This window comes from Bacillus sp. N5-665, assembly GCF_022637375.2.
Taxonomy (GTDB): Bacteria; Bacillota; Bacilli; order Bacillales; family Bacillaceae_G; genus Bacillus_A; species Bacillus_A wiedmannii.
Map to the genome: position 1 here is coordinate 3,489,451 of NZ_CP093325.1, position 23,873 is coordinate 3,513,323.

Below are 23,873 nucleotides of genomic sequence, written 5' to 3' on the forward strand. Positions count from 1 at the left end.
AAAGAAGAGCCTATGTAGTTTTTTATATTAATGATATTTAACAGGGAATATGTAGTATTTTCATATAACCCAAAGTATAGACCCTATATCAATAAGTTAATCCATAAAATGGAGCACATCATTAATTATACCAATACATCCTTACATTGACTTAGAAAAAATTTAAGTTAGTGAATAATCTTTCTATATATTTTTAAGAGGAAATAATTAGTTACCTAAAATGAGCATATTGACTCAAATAAAAAAGGCGTAACTATAAATAGTTACGCCTTCCCTATTATTTATCCCGTAAACGTCCGATTGATGAGGGATAATAATCAGCGGAGGAATCCCCACTGATTAAAGTTTCACATTATCTAGGCTTTTTCTTCCCAGTAAATGCTGGTTTCTTTTTCTTTGGTGCTTTCGGTTTCGTTTCTACAAATGATCCGTTGAACATTTCTTGCTTTGTAAATACGATGCCTAGTTTTTTTGCAAATTGAAGTAATTTACGCTCTTCTTGTTGTGTTACAAGAGAAACGACTGTTCCTTCTTTACCCATACGTCCTGTACGTCCTGAGCGGTGTATATATTGGTCGACTGTGTCTGGTAACTCCAAGTGGATTACATGTGTTAAATCATCGATATCAATACCGCGTGCTGCAATATCAGTAGCAAGTAGAATTTCTAATTTCCCACCGCGGAAAGCACGCATCGTTGCTTCACGCTCTTGCTTACTTGCTTCTGCATGAAGAGCTGCTGCTTTCATTTTACGGAATTGCAATTTCTGAGTAATTTCATCTAAACGGAATGGGTCATTTAAGAAAGCAACTGCTTTTACATCGCCCATATGCATAATTCTTCTTACGTAATCATTTTTTTCGCGTCGCTCACAAATGATATACGTATGCTCAACTAAGCTTTTTGACTCCGCACGTGTTATACGTACTAATTGTGGTTCAACTGCTAAATCACGTGCAGCATCTTCTGCCGCTTTTGTAATTGTCGCCGAGAAGAATACTAATTGACGATCTCGCATTGTAGACTTAATTACATCTTGTACTGCGCCCATCATCTTTTGTTTTACAATTTGATCAAACTCATCAAATACAATCGTTTTCACTTCATGCATCTTTAGCTTTTTCATTCGAATTAATTCTAAAATACGTCCTGGTGAACCGACAATTACTCTCGGATGTTTCTTTAATTTTTCAACTTGGCGCTTAATATCTGCACCACCAATTAAAGATGCCCCTGAAATTTCAGTCCCTGCTGTAAACTTTTGAACCTCTTCGTGAATTTGCATTACAAGCTCACGTGTTGGCGCTAAAACAACAACTTGTGGTTGTTTTACTTCAGGATTAATTTTATGTAAAAGGGGTAATAAGTACGCTAATGTTTTTCCTGTTCCAGTTGGAGATTCAGCTATAACGTCTTGCCCTTCTAAAATAGTTGGAATCGCTTGTTTTTGAATTTCAGTTAATTCTTTAAAACCAGCCTTCTCCCAAGCTTGTTGTAAAAATGGTTGCATATCTTTTATCATTTGTTTTTCTCCTTTATCTCTATTTTTGAAGAAAATGTTGTATTGTTCGCACCGTTTCTATCATGTGTGAAATAACAGCTATTAAATCATCAACATGGTCTTCTGTAATCGCTTTTTGAAATAGAACCTCTACCTTATTATGATATGAAATCGCTTGCTTATTATATTCGTATGAAATTTTTTGCGTAATCATTCTTTCTTTTCCCCATATAGAATGCATGAAAGTTTCAATTTCTTCACACACTACCTCTGGTTTTTCTATCGGGAATGAAAATGCTAACTTCATTTCACAACCTGGTGTAAATTGTGGTACTTCCAATATTTCACCAGACAAGTTCTTTGCATCTACAGATAGTGAAAATGTTGCTTTTACTACCGGTTCGAACGGTTCTGTTAATTGAAATGAAATATGGTATATACGACTTAATGAGGCAAGGTCCATCATATCTTTTCGATCTGTTACAAGAATATCTCCATGTAAATCAAAATCATAAACAGCACCTTCTACGATTACTTTTAAATTATCAAAAGCAGTTGGATCAAACATAATTTCCTCCAAAAAACAGGCGCCTTTCGATGGAAAGGCGCCACTTGATGTATATATAGTTTACAGATAAACGAGATGAATTACAACCTTTTAGAATAAACCTACTGCTTTTCCATCTTCATTTACATCCATTTGTAGTGCTGCTGGCTGTTTTGGAAGGCCTGGCATTGTTAACATTGTTCCTGTTAACGCAACGATAAACCCTGCACCAATAGATGGTTTTAGCTCACGAATTGTAACGATAAAGTCAGATGGACGACCTAATTTTGTTGCATCGTCAGAAAGAGAGTATTGTGTTTTAGCCATACAAATTGGTAGGTTACTCCATCCTTCTCCTTCATATTGAGCTAATTGCTTACGTGCTTTCGGAGCAAACTCAATATCTTTTGCACCATACACTTTTTGAGCAATTGTACGAATTTTTTCTTCTAATGGTAATTCTAATTCATAAAGTGGTGCGTAGTTGTTCTCACCTTTTTCAATTTCTTTTAATACTTTTTCAGCAAGGTCAACTCCGCCTTGGCCACCCTTTTCCCAAACTTCCGTTAAGGATACTGCATAGCCACGCTCATTGCACCACTCTTGTAAGTATGCAACTTCTGCATCTGTATCTGTAATAAATTTATTAATTGCAATTACGAAAGGTACACCGAAGCTTTGAATTGTTTCAACATGCTTCTGTAAGTTTTCCATACCTTTTGCTAATGCGTCTACATTTTCTTCTTTTAATTGATCTTTTGCTACGCCACCATGCATTTTAAGCGCACGAATAGTCGCAACAATAACAACTGCTTCTGGTTTAATACCAGCTGCTCGAGCTTTAATATCTAAAAACTTCTCTGCACCTAAATCAGCACCGAATCCAGCTTCTGTAATAACATAATCACCTAATTTTGCTGCCATTGTTGTAGCGATAACACTGTTACAACCGTGAGCGATATTCGCAAATGGTCCGCCGTGAATGATAGCTGGTGTATTTTCTAACGTTTGTACTAAGTTTGGTTTTAATGCGTCTTTTAATAATAATGTTAACGCACCTTCTACACCTAAATCTTTAACCGTTACAGGTTGATTTGCAAAGTTATAAGCAACTACGATGCGAGATAGACGTGCTTTTAAATCTTGAATATCTGTTGCAAGGCAGAATACGGCCATAATTTCAGATGCCACTGTAATATCGAAACCGTCTTCACGTGGTACACCTTGAACTGGTCCACCAAGACCAATTACTACGTTACGTAGGGCACGATCATTTAAGTCAACACAGCGTTTCCAAACGATTTTACGCGTATCAATCCCAAGTGTGTTTCCTTGTTGGATATGATTATCAATAAACGCCGCTAACGCGTTATTAGCAGTTGTGATCGCATGAATATCTCCAGTAAAGTGAAGGTTAATGTCTTCCATAGGTACAACCTGTGAAAAACCACCTCCTGCTGCTCCACCTTTTAGCCCCATCGTTGGTCCAAGAGATGGTTCGCGAAGTGCAATTACTGTTTTCTTACCAATTTTATTAAAAGCTTGACCTAAACCAACTGTTACTGTTGATTTACCTTCTCCAGCTGGAGTTGGGTTAATCGCTGTTACTAAAACAACTTTACCGTCTTTCTCGTTCTGTAAGCGCTTAAAAATATCAAGAGATAACTTACCTTTATAATGTCCGTATGGCTCTAATTCATCTTCTAAAATATTTAATTCAGCTGCAATTTCTTGAATCTTCTTCATACTCGCTTCTTGTGCGATTTCAATGTCGGATTTAACTGTTGTAGTAGTTGTCATATACCCTAGTCCCCCTTTAATTGGTTCTGATGATATTGTATCAGTTTTTTGTATTTTCTGCACTTATTTACCTCCTAAAAATTCTTTCATTTCTTTATATGTTTTTTAACATAAATACCCATAAGAATGTTAACGATTGTTGTAACTCGATAGGTAGTTGACCTAGCATCTTCTCATTTACTCCGCGCTTATATACACCGATGCCATCTACAACTTCAAAACCTTGTTCTTTCGCTAACTGTTCAAATTCCCAAGGCATCATCGTATTACAAACAACGTCTTTGCCGTATAAACGAGGATAGCTGTTCTCTCGAGGTTTTGCTGTCGGTCCTAAAATTGCAATACATGCATACCCATCGCTTTTTAAAACGCGCTTTATCTCATTTAATGCTCGTAATGGTTCCTCGGTCCATTCTAAAGAATTAATTGCCATAATTGATTCAAATTGCTCATTTTCAAATGGTAAGGAAGAAAGATCCCCTTTTATAAAAGATAAATTCGGTCCTTCTCCGCGCTCCTTCCCTTTTTGAATCATCACTTCTGATAAATCTACTCCAACTGCTTTGTAGCCCGCGCGACTTAATTTATATGTACCGTATCCATCCCCACAACCAACATCGAGCACCTGAGCTTCTTTCTTCACATACTGTTCAAAAAATGGAATAATTGTACTCCTACTCCCGCTATCCCACATCTCCTGACTATTTTGAGTCCAAAATTCTGCACTACTATCCCATTTTTTCTCTGCTGATTCATGCCAATTAAATTTCGTCATACATTCCCCTGCCTTCACGTTTTATCACTCATTTCATTCTACACCATTTTCCAAAATTCCTGTTTATCTTCACTAGGAGATGTACAAGCTAATAATGGAATCTTTATTCTCCAATTTTTGCTTTACTTGGGTTTAACTCATACTCATGTTCTTCTCTTTATGTAAGATACTATAGGTACACCCAATTGAAAGAGAGGGATGTACATGCGAAGAAAGAGAAATCATCATTTTAAAAGTGGTGAAAAAAACGAAGAGTATGCAGCTGAAATATCACCAGCTGGCATACCAATTAGACATAAGCGTAAAGAAATTGCAAATGAAATAGAAGGTACAAATACCGGTGCAATGGTAGGCTATGTCGCTTTATTTCTTTCGCTTTTCTCAATTGCATTTTATCCGGTTACACTCGGCTCTCTTGCGATTTTAGTCGGCTTATTAGCTGTCAATTTCGGCGCAAGAACACTTGGATATACAGCAATTGGTTTTGGTAGTTTTTCTGTTTTATTTACTTTACTCTATCCGCTTGCTTTGTCAGCGTTTTAAAAAAAACACACCAAGTTATACTTGGTGTGTTCATTCGTGGTACAACATAATATGACCGCATCCACAGCAATGTTTCGCTGTAATTTCTTGAAACACTGGATAATTTTCTTCATCCCGATGCTCAATAAACACCTTTTCAAATCGATACATATTTTGTGCATATGCCCAATCTTGTTTCGTACGTGCATACAAAGTTGAGGAAAAAAACTCCTCACCACCGCAAACGATACATGTATTCTTCATTACTACCCCTCCTATGCTTGTCTTACTTCATCTATATGAACATAAGCATAAGAAAAAGACCTTCTATTACTAGAAAGTCTTCTCTGAAACAAAAAGAAATGTACCAAACATTCCTACTCCGCTATATTCTTTCGTAACACCAGCTTCTGTTTTAAATGTTTGCTTTACAGTCATAAAGAATACACCATTTCGTGCATCTGCACTTTCAAATTGTAATTTTTCTTTTTTACCATCTACATTTTGTGTGCATTCAAAACTACTCTCATTACATTTCAATGCATACTTATCTTCTAGATACAATTTAAAATCTGATTCTTTCGGACAAGTTATAAGTAATATCGCCACGAGAATAATACTTACAATACCCACAATTGTATAATATTTCTTCATTTGTACTCCTTTCAAATGACAAGAAAACTTGACTGCATGCGCCAAGTTTTCTTAGTCCACAACCCATTGCCACTCTTGTTCTTTCTTATCAAAAATGAGCCAACCTGTCTCTGTTGCTTCTTCTTTCAATTCGTCAATATTATCTAGTACCTCATCCGTACTTTCATACGAACCAACTACATATACCGGAATTTCAAGACCTCTTCTTGACTCAATTTTCCCTGCTAGATCAATATAAAGACCATCTTCCATTAATGGAAGAAGCCCCATGATCACTTCTTTCGAAATTGCTGGGAAAATTTTTGATTTTTGGAACAAAGAAAAACGTTTCTTACCGAAAGCACCGAGTTTATAAGGAATGACTTTACTTAACATTCCTACAAAGTCAGCAATTCTACGATAATACACTTTGTTGTACCATCCGTCATCATGTGAAAAATAAACAAATCTATTTTTCAATAGCGGAAAGAATGTTCTTGCAAGTGGTTCTTTTTTGTGAGCCAAATATAAAAGCTCTGCAATTTCTTTTGGCTCTAATTCATCTAAATCGCTTGCATCATCAAAATCTACCCAACAAAATTCATCAAATTCATCAATCTCTGCTTGAATTAGCTTATGTATATTTTCTTCCTCAACATATTCAAATAAAGTATGATAATGAAAATCTGTCCATTCAAAGTTATGCTTCAAAAGCAACACTTGATGAAGCGGTGAAGGGATGTTACTTGCAAACTCTTTAAACGTAATTCCTGATGTAATAAAACAATGACCCCGACGATTACCATTAATATATATCATATTCTTTACTTGGTCAGATCCTCCAGACAAAGCACCTAGCCACCTTCGTTTTATATGTTTCAATTCTATAGCATATTTTAACATGAAAAATTTTAGAAACATAGAAAAAAATTCAAAAACTATTTACAATTTCATGTGTTTTATTACATAGTGATTACAAGAAAAAACACCTGCTCGTGAGCAGGCGTTTTTAAAGGATTTCATCTGGGTTTTGAGGATGATGATTTCCCTCTTTCTTTTCATCTTTTTGGAACATCGATTGAATTTTATCAATTGTTTGTGGAGCTAATTCAATCATTTTTTCTGCTAAATGTGTCGCATTTTGTAGATGCAGAATATTTACTCCATCTTTATTCACTACAAGAAATGCTACTGGTGTAATAGAAACACCACCCGCGCTACCGCCACCAAATGCAGGGTTACCGTTCGCTCTTTGTCCATCATTCGTTTGGAAATCAGAACCTCCTGCTCCAAACCCGAACGCTACTTTAGAAACCGTTAACACCACACCACCGTCAGCCGTTTGAACAGGCTCTCCAACAATCGTATTTACATCGACCATTTCTTTTAAATTTTCCATTGCCGCTTTCATTAACCCTTGAATTGGATGATCCACCGTTCATAACCTCCTTTGTCATATCTTTCCTAGTTTTTCCGAAAGTTTGTGAACTAAACATAAAATTTTATATTGATTTCAAAAAACTTAAGTTGTAATATTTAGAAAAATAAAAAAAGAGGTCGATTCGTTATGATGCGAAAATTAACAAAGAAAGATCATGAACAAGTATTCGCTTACCTAAAAGAAGAAGCAGCCATTAACTTGTTTATTATTGGAGATATTGAAGCTTTCGGTTATGACACAGATTTTCAAGAATTATGGGGAGTATTTAAAGAGAATGGAACATTAAAATCAATTTTACTCCGCTTCCACGATTCATTTATACCCTATAGTAAAGAAGACTTTGTTACCATTGATTATGAGACACTTCTTTCCGCATATAAGCCGCTTAAACTCTCTGGCAAGTCAACTATCGTAGAAAAATTTGAAACTTCTCCTGCTATTCAACTAGGTGCCAAAAGTGATATGTATTTTTGTGAATGTCTAAATGGCAACAGCTTACCTGACACGCCTATTCATGAAACGATTAAGCTTGCATCAATAGATGATGTAGATCGAATTATGCAATTAAGAAGTAGCATCGATGAATTCCCGACTGCTCATGAATCAGAAAAAATGTTAAGGCAAGCTATCGAAACCAATACAGGACGTACATATTATATTGAAAAAGACGGTGCAATCATCGCATCCGCCTCTACTTCCGCTGAAAATTCATTATCTGCAATGGTTGTTGGCGTATGTACACACCCAAATTATCGCGGAAATGGCTACGCTTCACTCATATTACAAAAAATGATTCGAGACTTTACGAAAGAAGGCCGAACACTTTGTTTATTTTATAACAATCCAGCTGCTGGACGAATTTATAAACGTCTAGGGTTTAATGACATCGGGATGTGGACGATGTACCGATAATAAGAGGTACTCTATAAGAGGAAATAGTTGTAACTTAGCAATAAAAGCCGATTACACAAAAACTTCACACCGTTATTATGAAGATTGAAAAACTACTTGCGGAGCAATACTCTAACTAAAACATGTTATATATTCAAGCTAAATTTAGATAGATAAACGCCCCAATTGTTGCATCTACTCCAGCAATTGGGGCGTTTATCCTCAAATTCTTTCCACTATATTTATGAAACATTTATTCCACTTATGTCGCTATTATCATTACGTGCAAATGCTCTTCTTAATATTACTGCTTCTTATTATACTGTGCTTTAAAATCAATATATTCCTGTCTCGCGTCTTTGTTATTATCCTGTTTCCTATTAAAATAAGTTATAATTTGGAACATATTTTCTACTAATTTTCCATCCTCATTCTTTTTCTTATAATCTATATCAATACTTAATTGTAATATCTGTTTTGGATTTTTTGCAGAGTCAAAACTAAGTGAAATTGTTGATCCATCATATTCATCATAGTTAATTTTTAACTTATCATTAATAATACTTTGGAATTCGGATTCAGTTAGTCGATATCCCACTGAATTAGGCTGATCAAACTTTTTTATATCATCCCCGGGCTTCATCTTTAGTTTCCCTATCCCTTTTAAACGATCTACAATTAAGTTCACGTATGAACCATCTAGATTTGAATCCGGACTTTGCACCTTTTCATTTTTATACATAATATTTGTACTATAATTAACTTCTTCTTTATAATTTTTATCATCTACTTCCGAGGTAATTTCTTGTGTTGTATTCCCATATAAACTTTTATCTTTTATATTATATACACCTGTCGAAGTTTGGTAGATTGTTTTACTATGCTCTCCATCTTCTTTTTGTTCATATGTACTATATATACCTCTTTGTTCCACAAAAGCATACCCATCATCACTCGCAGACATAACCTTTTTCATGTCACCTTCATCCAATGCCTTAATAAATGGCTCATACTCTACCTTTTCTTCAAAAAAACTACATGCTTGTAGTAGGCTGATTGTTATTATGATAGTAATCATTTTAGAAACCTTTTTTGTGTTCATTTCATCATCACACTACACTCTCTACATTTTCGATCAGATTATCTTCTAATCACTTTAATCACCTTACATAATTAAATTTTCTTTTAAAAGTTAAAATACTCTCCTGTAAATAATTACTTTTCTATCATCAAAACTTACAATACACACTTTCTTTATGCCTTACGTTTCGATTTACCTTTTTTATTTTTCTTTCGATATCTTGGAGTTTCTCTTTTATGTTGCTCCCACGTTTTATTAAATGACGGAAATTTAAATCTGCAATACGCTAATAGCTGAAATTCAGCTGCACCTATGGCTATCGTATACATTAAAAAGGTCCCTACTACATACATACCTAAAGTATCAAATCCATAATCGTTATGAAAATATAGCAAAATAAGAATAGTTACTGCGTATAATGTAGCCCACTTCATCATCTTTCCTTTTGCTTTACTAAAAAAGGAAGCGGATCTTTCATCCATACTAAATGCACCTTCACTTGCCTGTTTAAACGTATCAATTGTTGTCAAAATATGAAAAATTACTGCTCCTAAAAATAATAATCCTGCATACAGTAATGTAATCTGATCAATTGAATTATTAGCCATTTTAGTACCAATCAAAACTACGAGTAATATTATTGCCATTTGAAATGCATTTAATAATACAACAATTGTTTGTAGCTTTTGAAATTTAAATTGAGCTTTTGGAAATAAATATAGAATGAAAAAAATTACTTGCAGAGCATATAACAACACTTCCAGCTTAACAATTCCTATATTAAGGAGAACCATACAGTAATCCCAATCACCTGATACAATAATAGAAAAAACGGCTATTGAACTATAAAGTATTCCTCCAAACATAAATCCTGTAGCACCCTCAGGACTTAAACGATCATTACATGTCATCCTAAACTTATCTAAATCTTCCTCTTCTATATTCCACATCTTGGCTCTTCACCTTCTATACGTTTCAATTATTTTTCGAACACTAAAATTCTATTAATATATTATTTATTTTTCGTTTTGGATTTCTTATTTTGTTTTCGAATTCTTCCACACTTTCTCTCATTCTCTTCCCACTTCATATTAAATGACTTGAATTTAAATCTGCAATACACTAAGAGCTGGAATTCTGCCGCTCCAATGGCTACTGCATACATAACAACATTACACATAACATAACCAAACATTGTGTTTAATGAGTAATTATTATTTATATAAATTAAAACAAGAAGAATTAACACATAAATTACAGCACCTTGTATAACATGTCCCTTTGTTTTACTAAAAAACGAATCTGATTTGTCCCCACTACTAAATGCACCTTCGCTTGCTTGTTTAAATGTATCAACTGTTGTCACAATATGAACAATAATTCCACCTAATACTAATAGACCTACATAAACACGTGTATTGAGATCAATTGAATTCTCAATCATTCCAGAAAGAACAAATAACGTGCATCCGATAGTTCCAAGTTGAAATGCATATAATAATATAACGAGCGTTTGTAATTTTTGAAATTTATAACGAGCTTTAGGGAATAAATATAGAATTAAAAACATTACTTGCAAACCATATAACACTAATTCAATCCTAACAATTACCTTATCAAACAAGGTAGTATAATAATCTATTCCTCCTATAAAAATAATAACCATAAATAATGAAGTATAAAATATCGTTCCGAGCATAAATCCCGTCGCACCTTCAGGACTTAAACGCCCTTGACATGTCATTCGAAACTTATCTAAATCTTCTTCTTTTATATTCCACACCTTGACATTTCACCTTCTATACAGTTTAAATAATTTCCATTCACTTCAATTCTATTTCCCTCTTATTTACTTTTCGATTTGGATTTTGTATTTCGCTTTCGAATTCTCCCACGCATTCTCTCATTCTCTTCCCATGACATATTAAATGACTTGAATTTAAATCTACAGTACACCAATAGTTGAAATTCTGCCGCTCCAATGGCTACTGTATACAGTAAAACAATACCTACCGCATAAAGAACTAAAACATCAATTCCATAACCATTATGAAAATATATCAAAATAAACAGGATTAGCGCATATATTGTAGCCCACTTCATCACATCTCCTTTTCTTTTACTAAAAAATGAGATGGATCTTTCATCCTTACTAAACGCACCTTCACTCGCTTGTTTAAATGTATCAATTGTTGTCACAATATGAACGATAACTGCTCCTATAAATAATAACCCTACACAAATTAAAGTCATTCGATCAATTGAATAATCAGATATTCCAGGAAGAACTAACGCTGTAAATGTTATTGTACCTAATTGAAATGCATATAATAATACAACGAGCGTTTGTAACTTTTGAAATTTATAACGTGCTTTTGGAAATGAATATAGAATTAAAAAGATGAATTGTAAGCTATATAAAACAATTTCAGTTTTAACAATTGTTTTATCAAAATAAGTATGATAATAATCCAATCCCCCCATAAAAATAAAAAACATAAATACTGAAGTATAAACTATCCCTCCAATAAAGAAAACCATAGCACCCTCAGGACTTAAACGATCATTACATGTCATCCTAAACTTATATAAATCTTCTTCTTTTATATCCCACATCCTGGCTCTTCACCTTCTATACAGTTTAAATAATTTTCATTCACTTCAATTCTATTTCCCTCTTATTTACTTTTCGATTTGGATTTTGTATTTCGCTTTCGAATTCTCCCACGCATTCTCTCATTCTCTTCCCATGACATATTAAATGACTTGAATTTAAATCTACAGTACGCCAATAATTGGAATTCTGCCACTCCGATTGCAACCGCATACATTAAAATAGTTCCTACTCCATACATAACAAAAAAATCAATTGAATAATCATTTTGAAAATACATCAGAAGAAGTAGTATTGATATATATATTATAGCCCCCTTTATCATAGCTCCTTTTGTCTTACTAAAAAACGAGGTGGATCTTTCATCACTACTAAATGCACCTTCACTTGCTTGTTTAAATGTATCTAGCGTTGCTGCAATATGGATAATAACTGCTCCTACAACTAGTAGCCCGGTATACATCCTACCAATTGAATTATCAGCCATTTCAGAAACAATCGAAACTACAAATAATATCGTTCCAAGTTGAAACGCATATAGTAATACGATTAGCGTTTGTAACTTTTGAAATGTAAAACATGCTTTCGGAAATAGATATATAATTAAAAATATAATTTGAATACTAAATAACACAATTTCAGTTTTAACAATTGTTCTATCAAAAAAATTGTTGTAGTAATTCAAATCACCTACAAAAATAATAAACATAAATATTGAAATATAAAATATTGTTCCAAGCATAAAACCCGTAGCACCTTCAGGACTTAAACGTCCTTGACATGTTATTCGAAATTTATCTAAATCTTCTTCTTTTATATTCCACACCCTGACATTTCACCTTCTATACAGTTTAAATAATTTTCATCCACTAAAATTCTATTCCATTCTTAATATTTTTAAGTACATAAATTTTTGTACAACTAAATTCAGATAATCTTTTAGGTATATCATTACCACATTAATTACCATAATCATATACTCAGAATGCTTTTTGATAGTTCAAATAGTATCCTTTCTCCTCAAAAGTTCCAAATATTCTTCTTTCAATTAAGTATAACCGTCTTCTTGTCACCTTCATCCAATGCCTTTATTAGACTCTCATACTCTATTTTGATTTACCAAAACTATACGCGCTCAGTAAAACATAACTGTTATCACAATAACTATTTTTTACTACCCCTTTACTCATATCCTCACAACATTTATCGTTCTCAAAATTCAATCAAAATATATTATTTTTAATTTATATACTCTTTTTCATAATTTACATATTCTTTTTTGGCACTTTGATTATTATCTTCTCTGGTATGATAATATGTTGAAATTTCTTGATTGCGTTTTATAAGCTTATCTTCTTTTCTTTCTTCATAATTTACCGATATTGTTATTTGTATTATTCTCATTTGATTTTCTTTTGTATCATTAGGCGTATTAAATTCAATCATCAATATTGCAGAATCAAATTTATCATATTTTAAATTTAACTTGTCATTTATTATGCTTTTAAACTGTAATTCAGTTAAATTATAGCTTATTATGCTCGGTTCACTAAATCTTTTTGTATCTTCACTCGGTTTCAATTTACTAAGTTCATTTAATCCTCTAAACATTATTTTTACATATGAAACATCTATGCCTTGATTCTGGGCTATTGAACGAGATTTTTCATTTTTCAAATTTGTACTATAGACAGTTTCTTTTTTGTAATTTTGATTACTACCAACGTTTTTATCATTTTTTATATCAGTAGCAATCTTTTGAGTTGTTTTCCCATATAAGTCGTCTTCTTTCACATTATATACTCCATGGGTTGTTTGATATATTATCCTGCTATGTTCACCATCTTCTTTTTCTTCATAAGTACTTTCGCTAGTCTCTTCTTTCACATATGCATATCCATCATCACTCGCAGACATAACCGTTTTCATATCCCCTTCATCCAATGCCTTTACTAATCTCTCATACTCTATCTTCGTCTCCCCAAAACCACATCCACTTAATAAACTTGATACTATTGACAGAACTATCATCATCTTAGATTTCTTCTTTAACTTCATACTGACACCCCGTTGATTTCTCTAGGCATTTTTAAGTTCATTATGTTCCCTTTTGGAAAGTAATACACTTCACCTGTACTTATTGGTATTTATTTACTCATACAGATTATATTGAAGATACTTTAATTTTTATTAGCATCGATTTTTATACAATTCTTAATTGCTTATATACTCTGTTCGAATTTTCAGAAACCAAAACTTATTTTATTTCTTTCGCTTTCTTTTCCTCTCTCTCTTTATAACGCTTTAAGAATTCCTGACGCTCCCTTTCATGCTCCTCCCACGAAATATAAAATGACGGAAACTTAAATCTACAATAGGCTAATAATTGGAACTCTGCTGCACCTATGGCTACTGCGTACATTACAAGGGTTCCTGCCATATACCCCACTAAAACCCCTGTTTCATAATTATTATGAAAATAAATTAAAATAAGAAGGGTTAGTACATATATCGTAATACCAATCATTGTATTGTTTTTTATTTTACTAAAAAATGAAGTTGCTCTTTCATCGGTACTAAAGGCTCCACTCTCTGCTTGTTTAAAGGTATCAATTGTTGTCACCAGATGAACAAAAACTGCTCCTAGAAACAATAAACCCACATACAATAATGTAATTTGATCAATAGAATAATTCGAAATTGCTGGAAGTATAAATAATGTGAATCCTATAGTTCCTAGCTGGAATGCAAATAATAATATCACAAGTGCTTGCAACTTTTGATATTTGAAACGAGCTTTTGGAATTAGATATAGAATGAAAAAGATTACTTGCAAACCATATAACACTAATTCAATACTAACAATTATTTTGTCAAAGAGAGTTGGATAGTAACCCCAGCCAATCTTAATTAATGCTACCAAAATAAAAAGCATGAATAATGAACTATAAACTATTCCTCCAAACATAAACACCATAGAATCTTCTGGGCTTAAGCGATTTCTACATGTTATTTTAAATTCATCTAAATCTTTTTCTTTTATGTTCCACATTTGTTAACTCCACCTTTCCCCGAACTATAGTATATTACCAAAATATAGATGCAATTTTCTTAGTCACTGATTTTATACCTTTTTATTTTCATCGCCACTCTTAACCATCTCTTTTGTTGTACTGCGCCTTGTATTTTAAATATTCCTGTCTCGCATCTTGGTTATTATCCTGTTTTCTATTAAAATACGTTATTATTTGGAACATATTTTCTACTAATTTTCCATCCTCATTCTTTTCTTTAAAGTCTATATCTATCCTCATTTGCAAAATTTGTTTTGGATTTTTTGGGGCATCCAGGTGCAATACGATTGTTGCTCCATCAAATTCATCGTATTGTATCTTTAATTTATTATTAATAATATTTTTAAATTCAGATTCAGTTAGTCGATATCCCACTGAATTAGGCTGATCAAACTTTTTTATATCATCTTCAGGCTTCATCTTTAGTTTCCCTATCCCATTTAAACGATCTACAATTAAGTTCACGTATGAAACATCTAGATTTGAATCCGGACTTTTCACCTGTCCATTTTCATACTTAACATGAGTACTATAAATCGTTTCTTTTTTATAATTTTCATTTGTCCTTTTTCCCTTGCCTTTTTCTATATCAGTCGCAACTGTTTGTATCGCCTCTCCATATAAACTTTTATCTTTTGTATTATATACACCTTCCGTAGTTTGACGAATTGTTTTACTGTGCTCTCCATCTTCTTTTTGCTCAAACGTACTATAAATACCTCTTTGGGTCACATAAGCATACCCATCATCACTCGCAGACATTACCGTACTCATGTCCTCTTCTTCTAATGCCTTAACAAATCTCTCATACTCTATCTTCATCTCCCCAAAACCACATCCACTTAATAAACTTGCTACTATTGACAGAACTATTATCATCTTAGCTTTCATCTTTAACTTCATACTGACACCCCGTTGATTTCTCTAGGCATTTTTAGGCTCATTATGTTCCTATTTGGATAGTAGTACACTTCATCTTTACTTAATGGTATCTATTTACTCATATAGATTATATAGAAGATATCTTAATTTTTTAATGGATCAATTTATATACAGTCCTTAATTGCTTATGTACTCTATTTGAATTTTTAGAATTCCAAACTTATTTTATTTCTTTAGCTCTCCTTTTTTCCTTTTCTTCATAAAGCTTTACTCTTTTCTGACGTTCCCTTTCATGTTCCTCCCACGAAATATAAAATGATGGAAATTTAAATCTACAATAGGCTAATAATTGGAACTCTGCTGCGCCTATGGCTACCGAATATAGTATAAGGGTCAATACGGCATACCAACCTATTTGCCCCATCGTATAATCATTATTAATATAAATTAAGATTAGGAGAGTTAATACATATAATATAGAAGCAATCATAAAAAAATCTTTTGTCTTACTAAAAAATGAAACTGAATTTTCCCACTTACTAAATGCGCCTTCGCTAGCTTGCTTAAAGGTATTAATTGTTGTAAAAATATGAATAATAAAGGCTCCTAACAATAATAAGGCTACATAAGTCAATGTAACACGATCATTTGAATAACCGAAAATACTCGAAACAACTACTGTTACAAATCCTATAGTCGCAAGTTGAAGTGCATATAGCAATATAACTATAGCTTGTAACTTTTGAAATTTAAAACGGGCTTTGGGAAATAAATATACAATAAGAAAAATGATTTGTAAGCTATACAAAAATAACTCTATTTTAATAATTGTTTCCTCTAGTAAACTAGGGTATACTGACCAACCAAATTTCACCAAACCATAAATTACACCTAACATTATTAATGAGGTGTATATGATTGAACCTAACATAAAACCTACAGCAGCCTCAGGACTTAAACGATTTCTACATGTTATTTTAAATTCATCTAAATCTTTTTCTTTTATATTCCACATCCAAGTTTCCCACCTTTAACTACCTTTACTTAAATCATGTAGATTAAAAATAAAAACCTTCTCATTTTAACGAAAAGAGAAGGTTTTCTTGCTGTTATACATTCATGCCATATTCAGAACTTTCCCTCTTCAAATAATGTATTATAGTTGTTAATCTTTGAAATTTTATTTTCGCTATTAATTTAGGCATTTTTACTTTTCTTAAAAAATACCAAATATGCAAATAATGACGAGATTAAGAGGAATACACCCGCCCCTATCCCCTCATATATTTTAAAATAAACAGCAGCAATTATCACAAATATTGACATTATTATTATTAGAATCATTGTATATTTCATTATAAATTCTAACGCTTTATATATAGATACTATTGTCCTTTCAAAAAAACTTTTCTCTGTTTCCAAAACATTTCGATCCTTATTCAAATTAACAACCTCCTCTTTTTACAAATTAACATTTGAATAAATTTACCCCTTCAAAATAGCAACAAAGTGAACTATAGTACGTAACTACTGTCAATACAGAATAATCCAACTGAAAATCACATGTCGAAATATTAAGTTAATTACATATAGATTTGAGAACGAAAAACCTCCTCATTCTAACAAGAAGAGAAGGTTTTATTTATGTCATTTCCCCAAACCCTATTCAAAGCTATCTCTTTTATGATATTTCATGATGTTTCCATATTTTAAAAGCCACAAGCTTAAAATATTATTCTTCATTAAATACAGCAATCTTCACTTCAACATACTGTAAAGACTCATCACCGCTAAACACATGATAAATTGGCGAGGCTAAATTCAGATTATTATCCTCCATATACAGAAGCATTTCACCATATACCTGCTCTGTTAATTTTTCATAATCTCCCGTATATCGTTTCATGAGCATCTCATCAACATAATAATAGCTCCTAAATTGAAGTGTTTCTGATGTTGGAATTTTATCTTCATTTACTGACATGAATAATTCAACGTACATATTTTCATCAGATGGTATATTTTTTAAAGCATAAAACATCGGACCTTTTACTGTTAAATTCGCTGTTGCAATTTCTGACATAAAATGTTCAATTGCTTCTTCCATATCTTCGTAATGAAAATAGTACTCTTTTGAAACAACATTTGTATATGCAATACTTTGTCCTTCAATTATCATTTTATTGTTTCACCTACTTCTATAATAGGAGCATAAATATCTAGCCACATGTCACCGTATACATCTAAACATACGTGATAAAAACCGCTATCTAATTTAATATGATGCTGTTCTGCAAACTCATGTATTAAATTATAAGCCTCCTCAATATCACCATCTTCATCAGTAAATCGAACACTTAATGCCTCTTCAATAATTAATCCATCAACGTATTCATATGCAGAATTCTCTCCCAATTTAACACGCTCATTTACTGGAACAGAATACGTATATTCGCCGTACTCTGGTTCATTTTCCAATGGCTGATATTTAAAAAGAACAGGACCTACAGCATATATTCCATTATGAACAACTTGATTTCTCAGTGCGATAGCAGGTAATAACCAATCTTCTTTTTTTACAATTTGAGTAATACTAATTAAATTTAAAAGTGATAATGCTTTATATTGAATTTTCATAATACCTACTCCTTTTACTATTCTTTCTCTTGGCTATATATTCTTTTGTTTCTTCAAATGTCACTTACGCTCTCTTTCATATTCCTTCCACATTATAGTAAATGGCGAACATTTAAACCTACTATACTCATTTCCTTTACGCCTTACGTTTTGATTTACCTTTTTTATTTTTCTTTTGATATCTTGGAGTCTCTCTTTTATGTTGCTCCCACGATATGTTAAATGAAGGGAATTTAAATCTACAATACGCTAATAGCTGAAATTCAGCTGCACCAATGGCTATCGTATACATTAAAACAGTACCTATTACATACCCAATAAAAGTATCAAACGCATAATCATTATGAAAATAAATCAAAATAAGAAGGATTAATGCGTATATTGAAGCAACTTTCATCATAGTTCCTTTTGTTTTACTAAAAAAGGAAGCAGATCTTTCATTCATACTATATGCACCTTCACTTGCCTGTTTAAACGTATCAATCGTTGTCACAATATGAATAATCACTGCTCCTATAAATAAGAAACCTACATATACTAATGTAATTCCGTCGATTGTATAATCAGACATTCCAGGAAGAATTAAAGCCGTGAATAATATCGTACCTAATTGGAATGCATATAATAATACGACAATCGTTTGTAACTTTTGAAATTTAAATCTAGCTTTTGGAAATGAATATAGAATTAAAAAAATTATTTGCAAGCTATATAGCACAAGTTCCATTCTAACGATTGTTTTCTCGAAGAAAGTAGTATAATAGTCCCAACCAAACGTTACCAAAGTACCAATAAGAAAAAACATCATAACTGAAACGTACACTATTGTTCCTATCATAAAACCTAAAGCACCCTCAGGGCTTAATCGACTTTTACATGTCACCCTAAATTGATCTAAATCTTCTTCTTTTATATTCCACATCCAATTGTCCCACCCTTAACTACATTCACTTAAATCATGTAAATTAAAAATAAGAACCTTCTCATTTTAACGAAAAGAGAAGGTTTTCTTGCTGTTATACATTCATGCCATATTCAAAACTTTCCCTCTTCAAATAACGTATTATAGTTGTTAATCTTTGAAATTTTATTTTCGCTATTAATTTAGGCATTTTTACTTTTCTTAAAAAATACCAAATATGCAAATAATGACGAGATTAAGAGGAATACACCCGCCCCTATACCCTCATATATTTTAAAATAAACAGCAGCAATTATCACAAATATTGACATTATTATGATTAGAATCATTGTATATTTCACTATAAATTCTAACGCTTTATAGATAGATACTATTGTCTTTCCAAAAAAACTTTTCTCTGTTTCCGAAACATTCCGATCCTTATTCAAAATAACATCTTCTCCTTTTTACAAATTGACTTTTGAATAAATTTTCCCTTTCAAAATAAGAACAAAGCGAACTGCAGAACGTAACTACTACCAATACAGATTGATCCAAATGAAAAATCTCATGTCGAATTATTCAATCAATTACATATAGATCTTAGAATAAAAAACCTCCTCATTCTAACCAGAAGAGAAGGTTTTATTAATCTCAGATATTCTTACATTATAATAATGATTCTTTTTGAGCTATTTCATAGTGCTCTGCTATTTTTTTACACATCTTTTTATATTCCAGCATCCACTCTGCTATTTCTTCTATCTCTTCATCAGTGGACTTTTTCTTATATTTAAAACCAATCACTTTCATATCCGAAAACACTTCTTCTTCCATTTCTTCATCTACCGGAATACATTGGATAATAACTTTCGTTGTGTTTGAGACTTGCACAAAAATTTCAAATGTGCCAACAAACATAGCAACCGTTCGGAATAATTCTTTATTACTCATATATAAAACCCTTGCAAGTTCTTCTGCAAGTTCAGGATATATAAACAATACATCAATCATTTCAGCAGCTATTATGCAATCATCTACTGATACTTTCTCCAATATTTGCTGCTTAATTAATTCCCCAGTTTTATGCTCACACTCTTGTTGAAAATATACAGTTTTTTCTTTTGAAAATAGCCACATATGTAGACTCCTTCCTACTAAAAACAACAATTAGAACTCTTAATTCAAGAATACCTTTATATTATTCTTCTATAAAACGAAACTAAAATCTGGTTTTTACTTTTCATATTTCCAGAACTATAAGTACACTAAATTATTATTGTGTATCCACTGCAATTTTTATTTCAACATACTGTAGCTCTTCATCACCGCTAAAAATATGATAAATAGGTGAAATCATATCAAGTTCATTATCTTCCATATACTGAAGCATCTCAGCATATGCATACTCGGTTAATGTTTCATAATCTCCTGTCAATCGTTTCACAAGCATGTCATCTACATAGTAATAGCTTCTAAATTTCATTGTTTCTAATGGTGGAACTTTATCCTCATATATCGGCATAAATAATTCAATATACATATTTTCATCTGAAGGAACATTTTTCAATGCATAAAATAGTGAACCTTTTGCTGTTAAGTTCGCTTTTTCTATTTCTAGCATAAAATCGTCAATCGAATCTTTCATATAGGTATAATGAATATAGTATTCTTTTGAAACAACATTTGTATATGCAATACTTTGACCTTCTATAATCATTTTACGGTTTCACCTACTTCTATAATAGGAGCGTAAATATCTAACCAAGTATCACCGTATACATCTAAGCATACATGATAAAAACTACTATCTAATTTAATATGGTTTTGATTTGCCACCTCGTGTATTAAATTATACACATCTTCAATATCACCATCTTCATCCGTAAAACGCACACTTAAAGCATCTTCAATTATTAAACCATCAATGTATTCATATGCAGAATCTCCCCCCAGTTCCACACGTTCATTTACCGGAACACAATATGTATATTCACCATATGCTGGTTCATTTTCAAGTGGTTTATATTTAAAAAGAACCGGTCCTACTGCATAAATCCCATTACGGATAACTTGATTTCTCAGCGCAATAGCAGGTAGTAACCAATCTTCTTTTTTGACGACTTGAGTAATACTAATTAAATTTAATAGTGATAATGCTTTATATTGAACTTTCACAACATCTACTCCCCTTATCTTTATTTCTTTCTAATTCGAATGGAAACGTGCAATTTCTCATTTCATACGCATAAATTAACAACTTATGCTATAGCAAAAATTCATTTCTTTTATTATCTACTTTTCGATTTGTTTTTTTTATTATATTTTCTAAATTTCTGACGTTGTCTCTCATTCTCTTCCCACGTCATATTAAATGATTTAAATTTAAATCTACAGTACACTAAAAGCTGGAATTCAGCTGCACCTATGGCTACTGCGTACATTAAAATGCTCCCAACCACATACATTAGTAAAGCATCAAACCCATAGTCGTTACGAAAATAAATTAAAATCAGAAGGAGTGGTACGTATATCATTACTCCCTTCAGTACATTCATCTTTGTATTACTAAAAAATGATTTAGATCTCTCATCCATACTAAATGCACCTTCACTTGCTTGTTTAAACGTATCAATTGTTGTCACAATATGAAAAAAAACTGCTCCTAGAAATAATAAACTTGCAAGCGTCAATGTAAAAACATCAATCGACTTATTAGCTATTTCAGAAACGATTAAAGCTGTGAGCCCAATCGTTCCTAATTGAAATGCGTATAATAACACGACAATTGTTTGTAATTTTTGAAATTTAAAACGAGCTTTTGGAAACAAATATAGTATTAAAAAAATGATTTGCACACTGTATAACAACAGCTCAAACTTTACAATTCCCATTTCAAAGAGAACCTTACAATACTCCCAACCACCTGATAAAACGATAGAAAATATAATTATTGAACTAAAGAGTATGCCCCCCATCATAAATCCTGTAGCTCCCTCAGGACTTAATCGTACTCTACATGTCATTCGAAACTCATCCAAATCCTCTTCTTTTATATTCCACATCATTAAATTACTCCTTTTATGTCATCTAACTTAACATCAAAATAAAGACCAAATCTTTTTCGTTATTTGTTTGACTCCTTTTTTTGCATAATCGATTGCATTATCTTCTCCTCCCCACTTATAATTCATCACTGCTGTGGCAAATACCGCAACACCAGCTCCTACAACAGTGCCAACAGGCGGAACGAAAAACGATCCCGCTACTGCACCAGCTGCTGCTGCTCCAGCAGTTGCTCCAATATCTACTGCTGAATCTGTTGCTATATCAACTATATCCTCTCGCTGCCATCCATTTTTTTGAGCCTCTGCAATGTTATTTCCAACTGACACAACCGCTCCAAATATAGCGGCCCCTTTTAAAAACTTACCAGTTTTCCCAAGTTCTTTAAAGGCTTCTTTCCATTTTCCAGGATGTAAATCCTTTAACCCTTTTACATACTCCGTTTTAAACGAACTCCATCCCCTTTCTTTAATTGCAGTAGTTAATCCATTTTGACTCCGATCCTGATGAAATTTGTGAAAATCTTGAAATTCCGGTAACTTATAAATTCCTTTTCTTGCTTTTCTTACTTGTTCATTCGTGATTCTCGAATTTTCTACACCATCCATTTTAAGCCCATTTTTTACGTAACGAAATATACTATCATCACTACTATCCATCTTTAGTAATTTGAATACTTCCACTAAATCTTCTTTTTGACGTGTTGATAGTGTAAACTTCCCTTTTCCTTTTCGAGAATCAGGATCAAAAATTGCTTTAAAATCATAATTCTTTTTAGCATAATACATACGAGCAAAGGCAGCTATTAAAAATTTTGTTCCTTTTTGTTGTATATCAAACGCCGTCATATGATTCGAAATACCATTTATTAAGTTTCCATTCCATCCACCAGCCATAATTTTTTCGACTATCTTACTAGAAAAATCTCCATTGGCTGCTTGTATTTCTTTCATTCCCTTGTCTAATGAACTTAACATTTCATTAAAATGTTGAAGTTCATTTTGCTGACTATTATACGTTTCTAATTTTTCTAGCGTATCACTAATTTCCTTTTGACTTTTTTGGATTCCTTCAGATATTCCTGAAGATGATGGATACTGAGTTGGGACAATGTCTGCTATAGTCGATATAGTTTGTTTTGCTTCTTCATTAGAACGATCAAATTCATTGCTGTATCCATTAATTTTTTTCTTTACATTATCTAAATAGTTCCCATAAATCTTTGTGTCACTATCACTATCAACTGTACTATTAAAACTCTCTATTGCTTTTTGAAATTCATTTTTCAACTCTTCCGCTGCAATTTGAAATCCAGCAATCGTAGTACCATGTACTCTAGAAAAATACCTCTTTATTTCATCTGCTGCTTTCCCTTGAAAAGAATTAAGTTGGTTCAAATCATCTATTTTCCCTAATAAAGTTTCAAAATATTGATTTAGTTCGTCAGCACTTGTTTGAAATCTTTTTTGTAATTCGTTTACTTCTTGTAATTCAATATTTTTATCCAC

The 23,873-nt window shown here is 32.4% G+C and carries 30 protein-coding genes; 2 read left to right on the top strand and 28 right to left on the bottom strand.

Annotated elements, in window-relative coordinates:
* Positions 1 to 352: 352 nt before the first annotated feature.
* The 4 genes from MNO09_RS20440 to MNO09_RS20455 all read right to left on the bottom strand — a co-directional run bounded on the left by MNO09_RS20440 (position 353) and on the right by MNO09_RS20455 (position 4,623).
* The gene (locus MNO09_RS20440; RefSeq protein ID WP_000588608.1) at positions 353 to 1,522 is read right to left on the bottom strand and encodes a DEAD/DEAH box helicase; all 1,170 of its coding nucleotides are present in this window, start codon (positions 1,520 to 1,522) and stop codon (positions 353 to 355) included.
* Positions 1,523 to 1,541: 19 nt separating this feature from the next.
* Entirely contained in the window at positions 1,542 to 2,069 is a 528-nt protein-coding gene (locus tag MNO09_RS20445; RefSeq protein WP_000460226.1) for a hypothetical protein, read from the bottom strand.
* 90 nt (positions 2,070 to 2,159) lie between these two features.
* The gene (locus MNO09_RS20450) at positions 2,160 to 3,848 is read right to left on the bottom strand and encodes a formate--tetrahydrofolate ligase (RefSeq protein WP_012644371.1); all 1,689 of its coding nucleotides are present in this window, start codon (positions 3,846 to 3,848) and stop codon (positions 2,160 to 2,162) included.
* A 94-nt stretch (positions 3,849 to 3,942) separates the two neighbouring features.
* On the bottom strand, positions 3,943 to 4,623 hold the full coding sequence (locus tag MNO09_RS20455) for a class I SAM-dependent methyltransferase (RefSeq protein ID WP_000160053.1): 681 nt from the start codon (positions 4,621 to 4,623) through the stop codon (positions 3,943 to 3,945).
* A 204-nt stretch (positions 4,624 to 4,827) separates the two neighbouring features.
* Here MNO09_RS20455 and MNO09_RS20460 point away from each other — a divergent pair, with 204 nt between their 5' ends.
* The gene (locus tag MNO09_RS20460; RefSeq protein WP_001253201.1) at positions 4,828 to 5,166 is read left to right on the top strand and encodes a hypothetical protein; all 339 of its coding nucleotides are present in this window, start codon (positions 4,828 to 4,830) and stop codon (positions 5,164 to 5,166) included.
* A 30-nt stretch (positions 5,167 to 5,196) separates the two neighbouring features.
* On the opposite strand, the gene MNO09_RS20465 is transcribed toward MNO09_RS20460, so the two are convergent.
* The 4 genes from MNO09_RS20465 to ytfJ all read right to left on the bottom strand — a co-directional run bounded on the left by MNO09_RS20465 (position 5,197) and on the right by ytfJ (position 7,213).
* The gene (locus tag MNO09_RS20465) at positions 5,197 to 5,409 is read right to left on the bottom strand and encodes a hypothetical protein (protein WP_000798748.1); all 213 of its coding nucleotides are present in this window, start codon (positions 5,407 to 5,409) and stop codon (positions 5,197 to 5,199) included.
* A 69-nt stretch (positions 5,410 to 5,478) separates the two neighbouring features.
* Entirely contained in the window at positions 5,479 to 5,799 is a 321-nt protein-coding gene (locus tag MNO09_RS20470; protein ID WP_000761182.1) for a hypothetical protein, read from the bottom strand.
* A 51-nt stretch (positions 5,800 to 5,850) separates the two neighbouring features.
* Positions 5,851 to 6,627 (bottom strand): oxalate:formate antiporter, encoded by a 777-nt coding sequence (locus MNO09_RS20475; RefSeq protein ID WP_000014094.1) that lies wholly within the window; start codon positions 6,625 to 6,627, stop codon positions 5,851 to 5,853.
* A 160-nt stretch (positions 6,628 to 6,787) separates the two neighbouring features.
* The gene (gene ytfJ / locus MNO09_RS20480; protein ID WP_000349987.1) at positions 6,788 to 7,213 is read right to left on the bottom strand and encodes a GerW family sporulation protein; all 426 of its coding nucleotides are present in this window, start codon (positions 7,211 to 7,213) and stop codon (positions 6,788 to 6,790) included.
* A 132-nt stretch (positions 7,214 to 7,345) separates the two neighbouring features.
* Here ytfJ and MNO09_RS20485 point away from each other — a divergent pair, with 132 nt between their 5' ends.
* Positions 7,346 to 8,131: a GNAT family N-acetyltransferase gene (locus tag MNO09_RS20485; RefSeq protein ID WP_000984745.1), complete on the top strand. Its 786-nt coding sequence runs from the start codon at positions 7,346 to 7,348 to the stop codon at positions 8,129 to 8,131.
* Between the two features lie 283 nt (positions 8,132 to 8,414).
* Here the strand turns inward: MNO09_RS20485 and MNO09_RS20490 are convergent, their stop codons facing one another.
* The 20 genes from MNO09_RS20490 to MNO09_RS20585 all read right to left on the bottom strand — a co-directional run bounded on the left by MNO09_RS20490 (position 8,415) and on the right by MNO09_RS20585 (position 23,873).
* Positions 8,415 to 9,188 carry a DUF3952 domain-containing protein gene (locus MNO09_RS20490; protein WP_000628353.1) on the bottom strand — a complete coding sequence of 258 codons (774 nt, stop codon included), beginning with the start codon at positions 9,186 to 9,188 and terminating at the stop codon, positions 8,415 to 8,417.
* A 176-nt stretch (positions 9,189 to 9,364) separates the two neighbouring features.
* Entirely contained in the window at positions 9,365 to 10,141 is a 777-nt protein-coding gene (locus tag MNO09_RS20495) for a hypothetical protein (RefSeq protein ID WP_000267082.1), read from the bottom strand.
* A gap of 62 nt (positions 10,142 to 10,203) precedes the next feature.
* Positions 10,204 to 10,974, bottom strand: a complete 771-nt coding sequence (locus MNO09_RS20500) for a hypothetical protein (RefSeq protein ID WP_000267139.1) — start codon at positions 10,972 to 10,974, stop codon at positions 10,204 to 10,206.
* 62 nt (positions 10,975 to 11,036) lie between these two features.
* Positions 11,037 to 11,807, bottom strand: coding sequence for a hypothetical protein (locus MNO09_RS20505; protein ID WP_000263485.1), 771 nt, complete (start codon positions 11,805 to 11,807; stop codon positions 11,037 to 11,039).
* 62 nt (positions 11,808 to 11,869) lie between these two features.
* A complete protein-coding gene (locus MNO09_RS20510) occupies positions 11,870 to 12,631 on the bottom strand; it encodes a hypothetical protein (protein WP_000267110.1) in 762 nt (253 codons plus the stop codon).
* A 218-nt stretch (positions 12,632 to 12,849) separates the two neighbouring features.
* Positions 12,850 to 12,921 carry a DUF3952 domain-containing protein gene (locus MNO09_RS20515; protein ID WP_117616460.1) on the bottom strand — a complete coding sequence of 24 codons (72 nt, stop codon included), beginning with the start codon at positions 12,919 to 12,921 and terminating at the stop codon, positions 12,850 to 12,852.
* A gap of 123 nt (positions 12,922 to 13,044) precedes the next feature.
* Entirely contained in the window at positions 13,045 to 13,863 is an 819-nt protein-coding gene (locus MNO09_RS20520; protein WP_000768493.1) for a DUF3952 domain-containing protein, read from the bottom strand.
* Between the two features lie 199 nt (positions 13,864 to 14,062).
* Positions 14,063 to 14,857, bottom strand: a complete 795-nt coding sequence (locus MNO09_RS20525; protein ID WP_000267174.1) for a hypothetical protein — start codon at positions 14,855 to 14,857, stop codon at positions 14,063 to 14,065.
* Positions 14,858 to 14,957: 100 nt separating this feature from the next.
* Positions 14,958 to 15,782: a DUF3952 domain-containing protein gene (locus MNO09_RS20530; RefSeq protein WP_000769100.1), complete on the bottom strand. Its 825-nt coding sequence runs from the start codon at positions 15,780 to 15,782 to the stop codon at positions 14,958 to 14,960.
* A gap of 199 nt (positions 15,783 to 15,981) precedes the next feature.
* Entirely contained in the window at positions 15,982 to 16,776 is a 795-nt protein-coding gene (locus tag MNO09_RS20535) for a hypothetical protein (protein ID WP_000267171.1), read from the bottom strand.
* Between the two features lie 182 nt (positions 16,777 to 16,958).
* Complete coding sequence (locus MNO09_RS20540) at positions 16,959 to 17,204, bottom strand: hypothetical protein (protein WP_070168725.1); 246 nt, start codon at positions 17,202 to 17,204, stop codon at positions 16,959 to 16,961.
* 289 nt (positions 17,205 to 17,493) lie between these two features.
* The gene (locus MNO09_RS20545) at positions 17,494 to 17,940 is read right to left on the bottom strand and encodes a DUF5085 family protein (RefSeq protein ID WP_088107113.1); all 447 of its coding nucleotides are present in this window, start codon (positions 17,938 to 17,940) and stop codon (positions 17,494 to 17,496) included.
* A complete protein-coding gene (locus MNO09_RS20550) occupies positions 17,937 to 18,398 on the bottom strand; it encodes a DUF5085 family protein (protein ID WP_070168724.1) in 462 nt (153 codons plus the stop codon). The genes MNO09_RS20545 and MNO09_RS20550 overlap by 4 nt, the downstream gene beginning before the upstream one ends.
* A 136-nt stretch (positions 18,399 to 18,534) precedes the next feature.
* Positions 18,535 to 19,320, bottom strand: a complete 786-nt coding sequence (locus tag MNO09_RS20555; RefSeq protein WP_000267144.1) for a hypothetical protein — start codon at positions 19,318 to 19,320, stop codon at positions 18,535 to 18,537.
* Between the two features lie 182 nt (positions 19,321 to 19,502).
* Positions 19,503 to 19,748: a hypothetical protein gene (locus MNO09_RS20560; protein ID WP_001030787.1), complete on the bottom strand. Its 246-nt coding sequence runs from the start codon at positions 19,746 to 19,748 to the stop codon at positions 19,503 to 19,505.
* Positions 19,749 to 19,968: 220 nt separating this feature from the next.
* Positions 19,969 to 20,439 carry a hypothetical protein gene (locus tag MNO09_RS20565; RefSeq protein WP_000266199.1) on the bottom strand — a complete coding sequence of 157 codons (471 nt, stop codon included), beginning with the start codon at positions 20,437 to 20,439 and terminating at the stop codon, positions 19,969 to 19,971.
* A 136-nt stretch (positions 20,440 to 20,575) separates the two neighbouring features.
* Entirely contained in the window at positions 20,576 to 21,019 is a 444-nt protein-coding gene (locus tag MNO09_RS20570; protein WP_000582722.1) for a DUF5085 family protein, read from the bottom strand.
* Positions 21,016 to 21,477 (bottom strand): DUF5085 family protein, encoded by a 462-nt coding sequence (locus MNO09_RS20575; RefSeq protein ID WP_000868166.1) that lies wholly within the window; start codon positions 21,475 to 21,477, stop codon positions 21,016 to 21,018. Before MNO09_RS20575 ends, MNO09_RS20570 begins: the two co-directional genes overlap by 4 nt.
* A 113-nt stretch (positions 21,478 to 21,590) precedes the next feature.
* The gene (locus MNO09_RS20580) at positions 21,591 to 22,364 is read right to left on the bottom strand and encodes a hypothetical protein (RefSeq protein ID WP_002096673.1); all 774 of its coding nucleotides are present in this window, start codon (positions 22,362 to 22,364) and stop codon (positions 21,591 to 21,593) included.
* A 36-nt stretch (positions 22,365 to 22,400) separates the two neighbouring features.
* Positions 22,401 to 23,873, bottom strand: a complete 1,473-nt coding sequence (locus tag MNO09_RS20585) for a T7SS effector LXG polymorphic toxin (protein ID WP_000360012.1) — start codon at positions 23,871 to 23,873, stop codon at positions 22,401 to 22,403.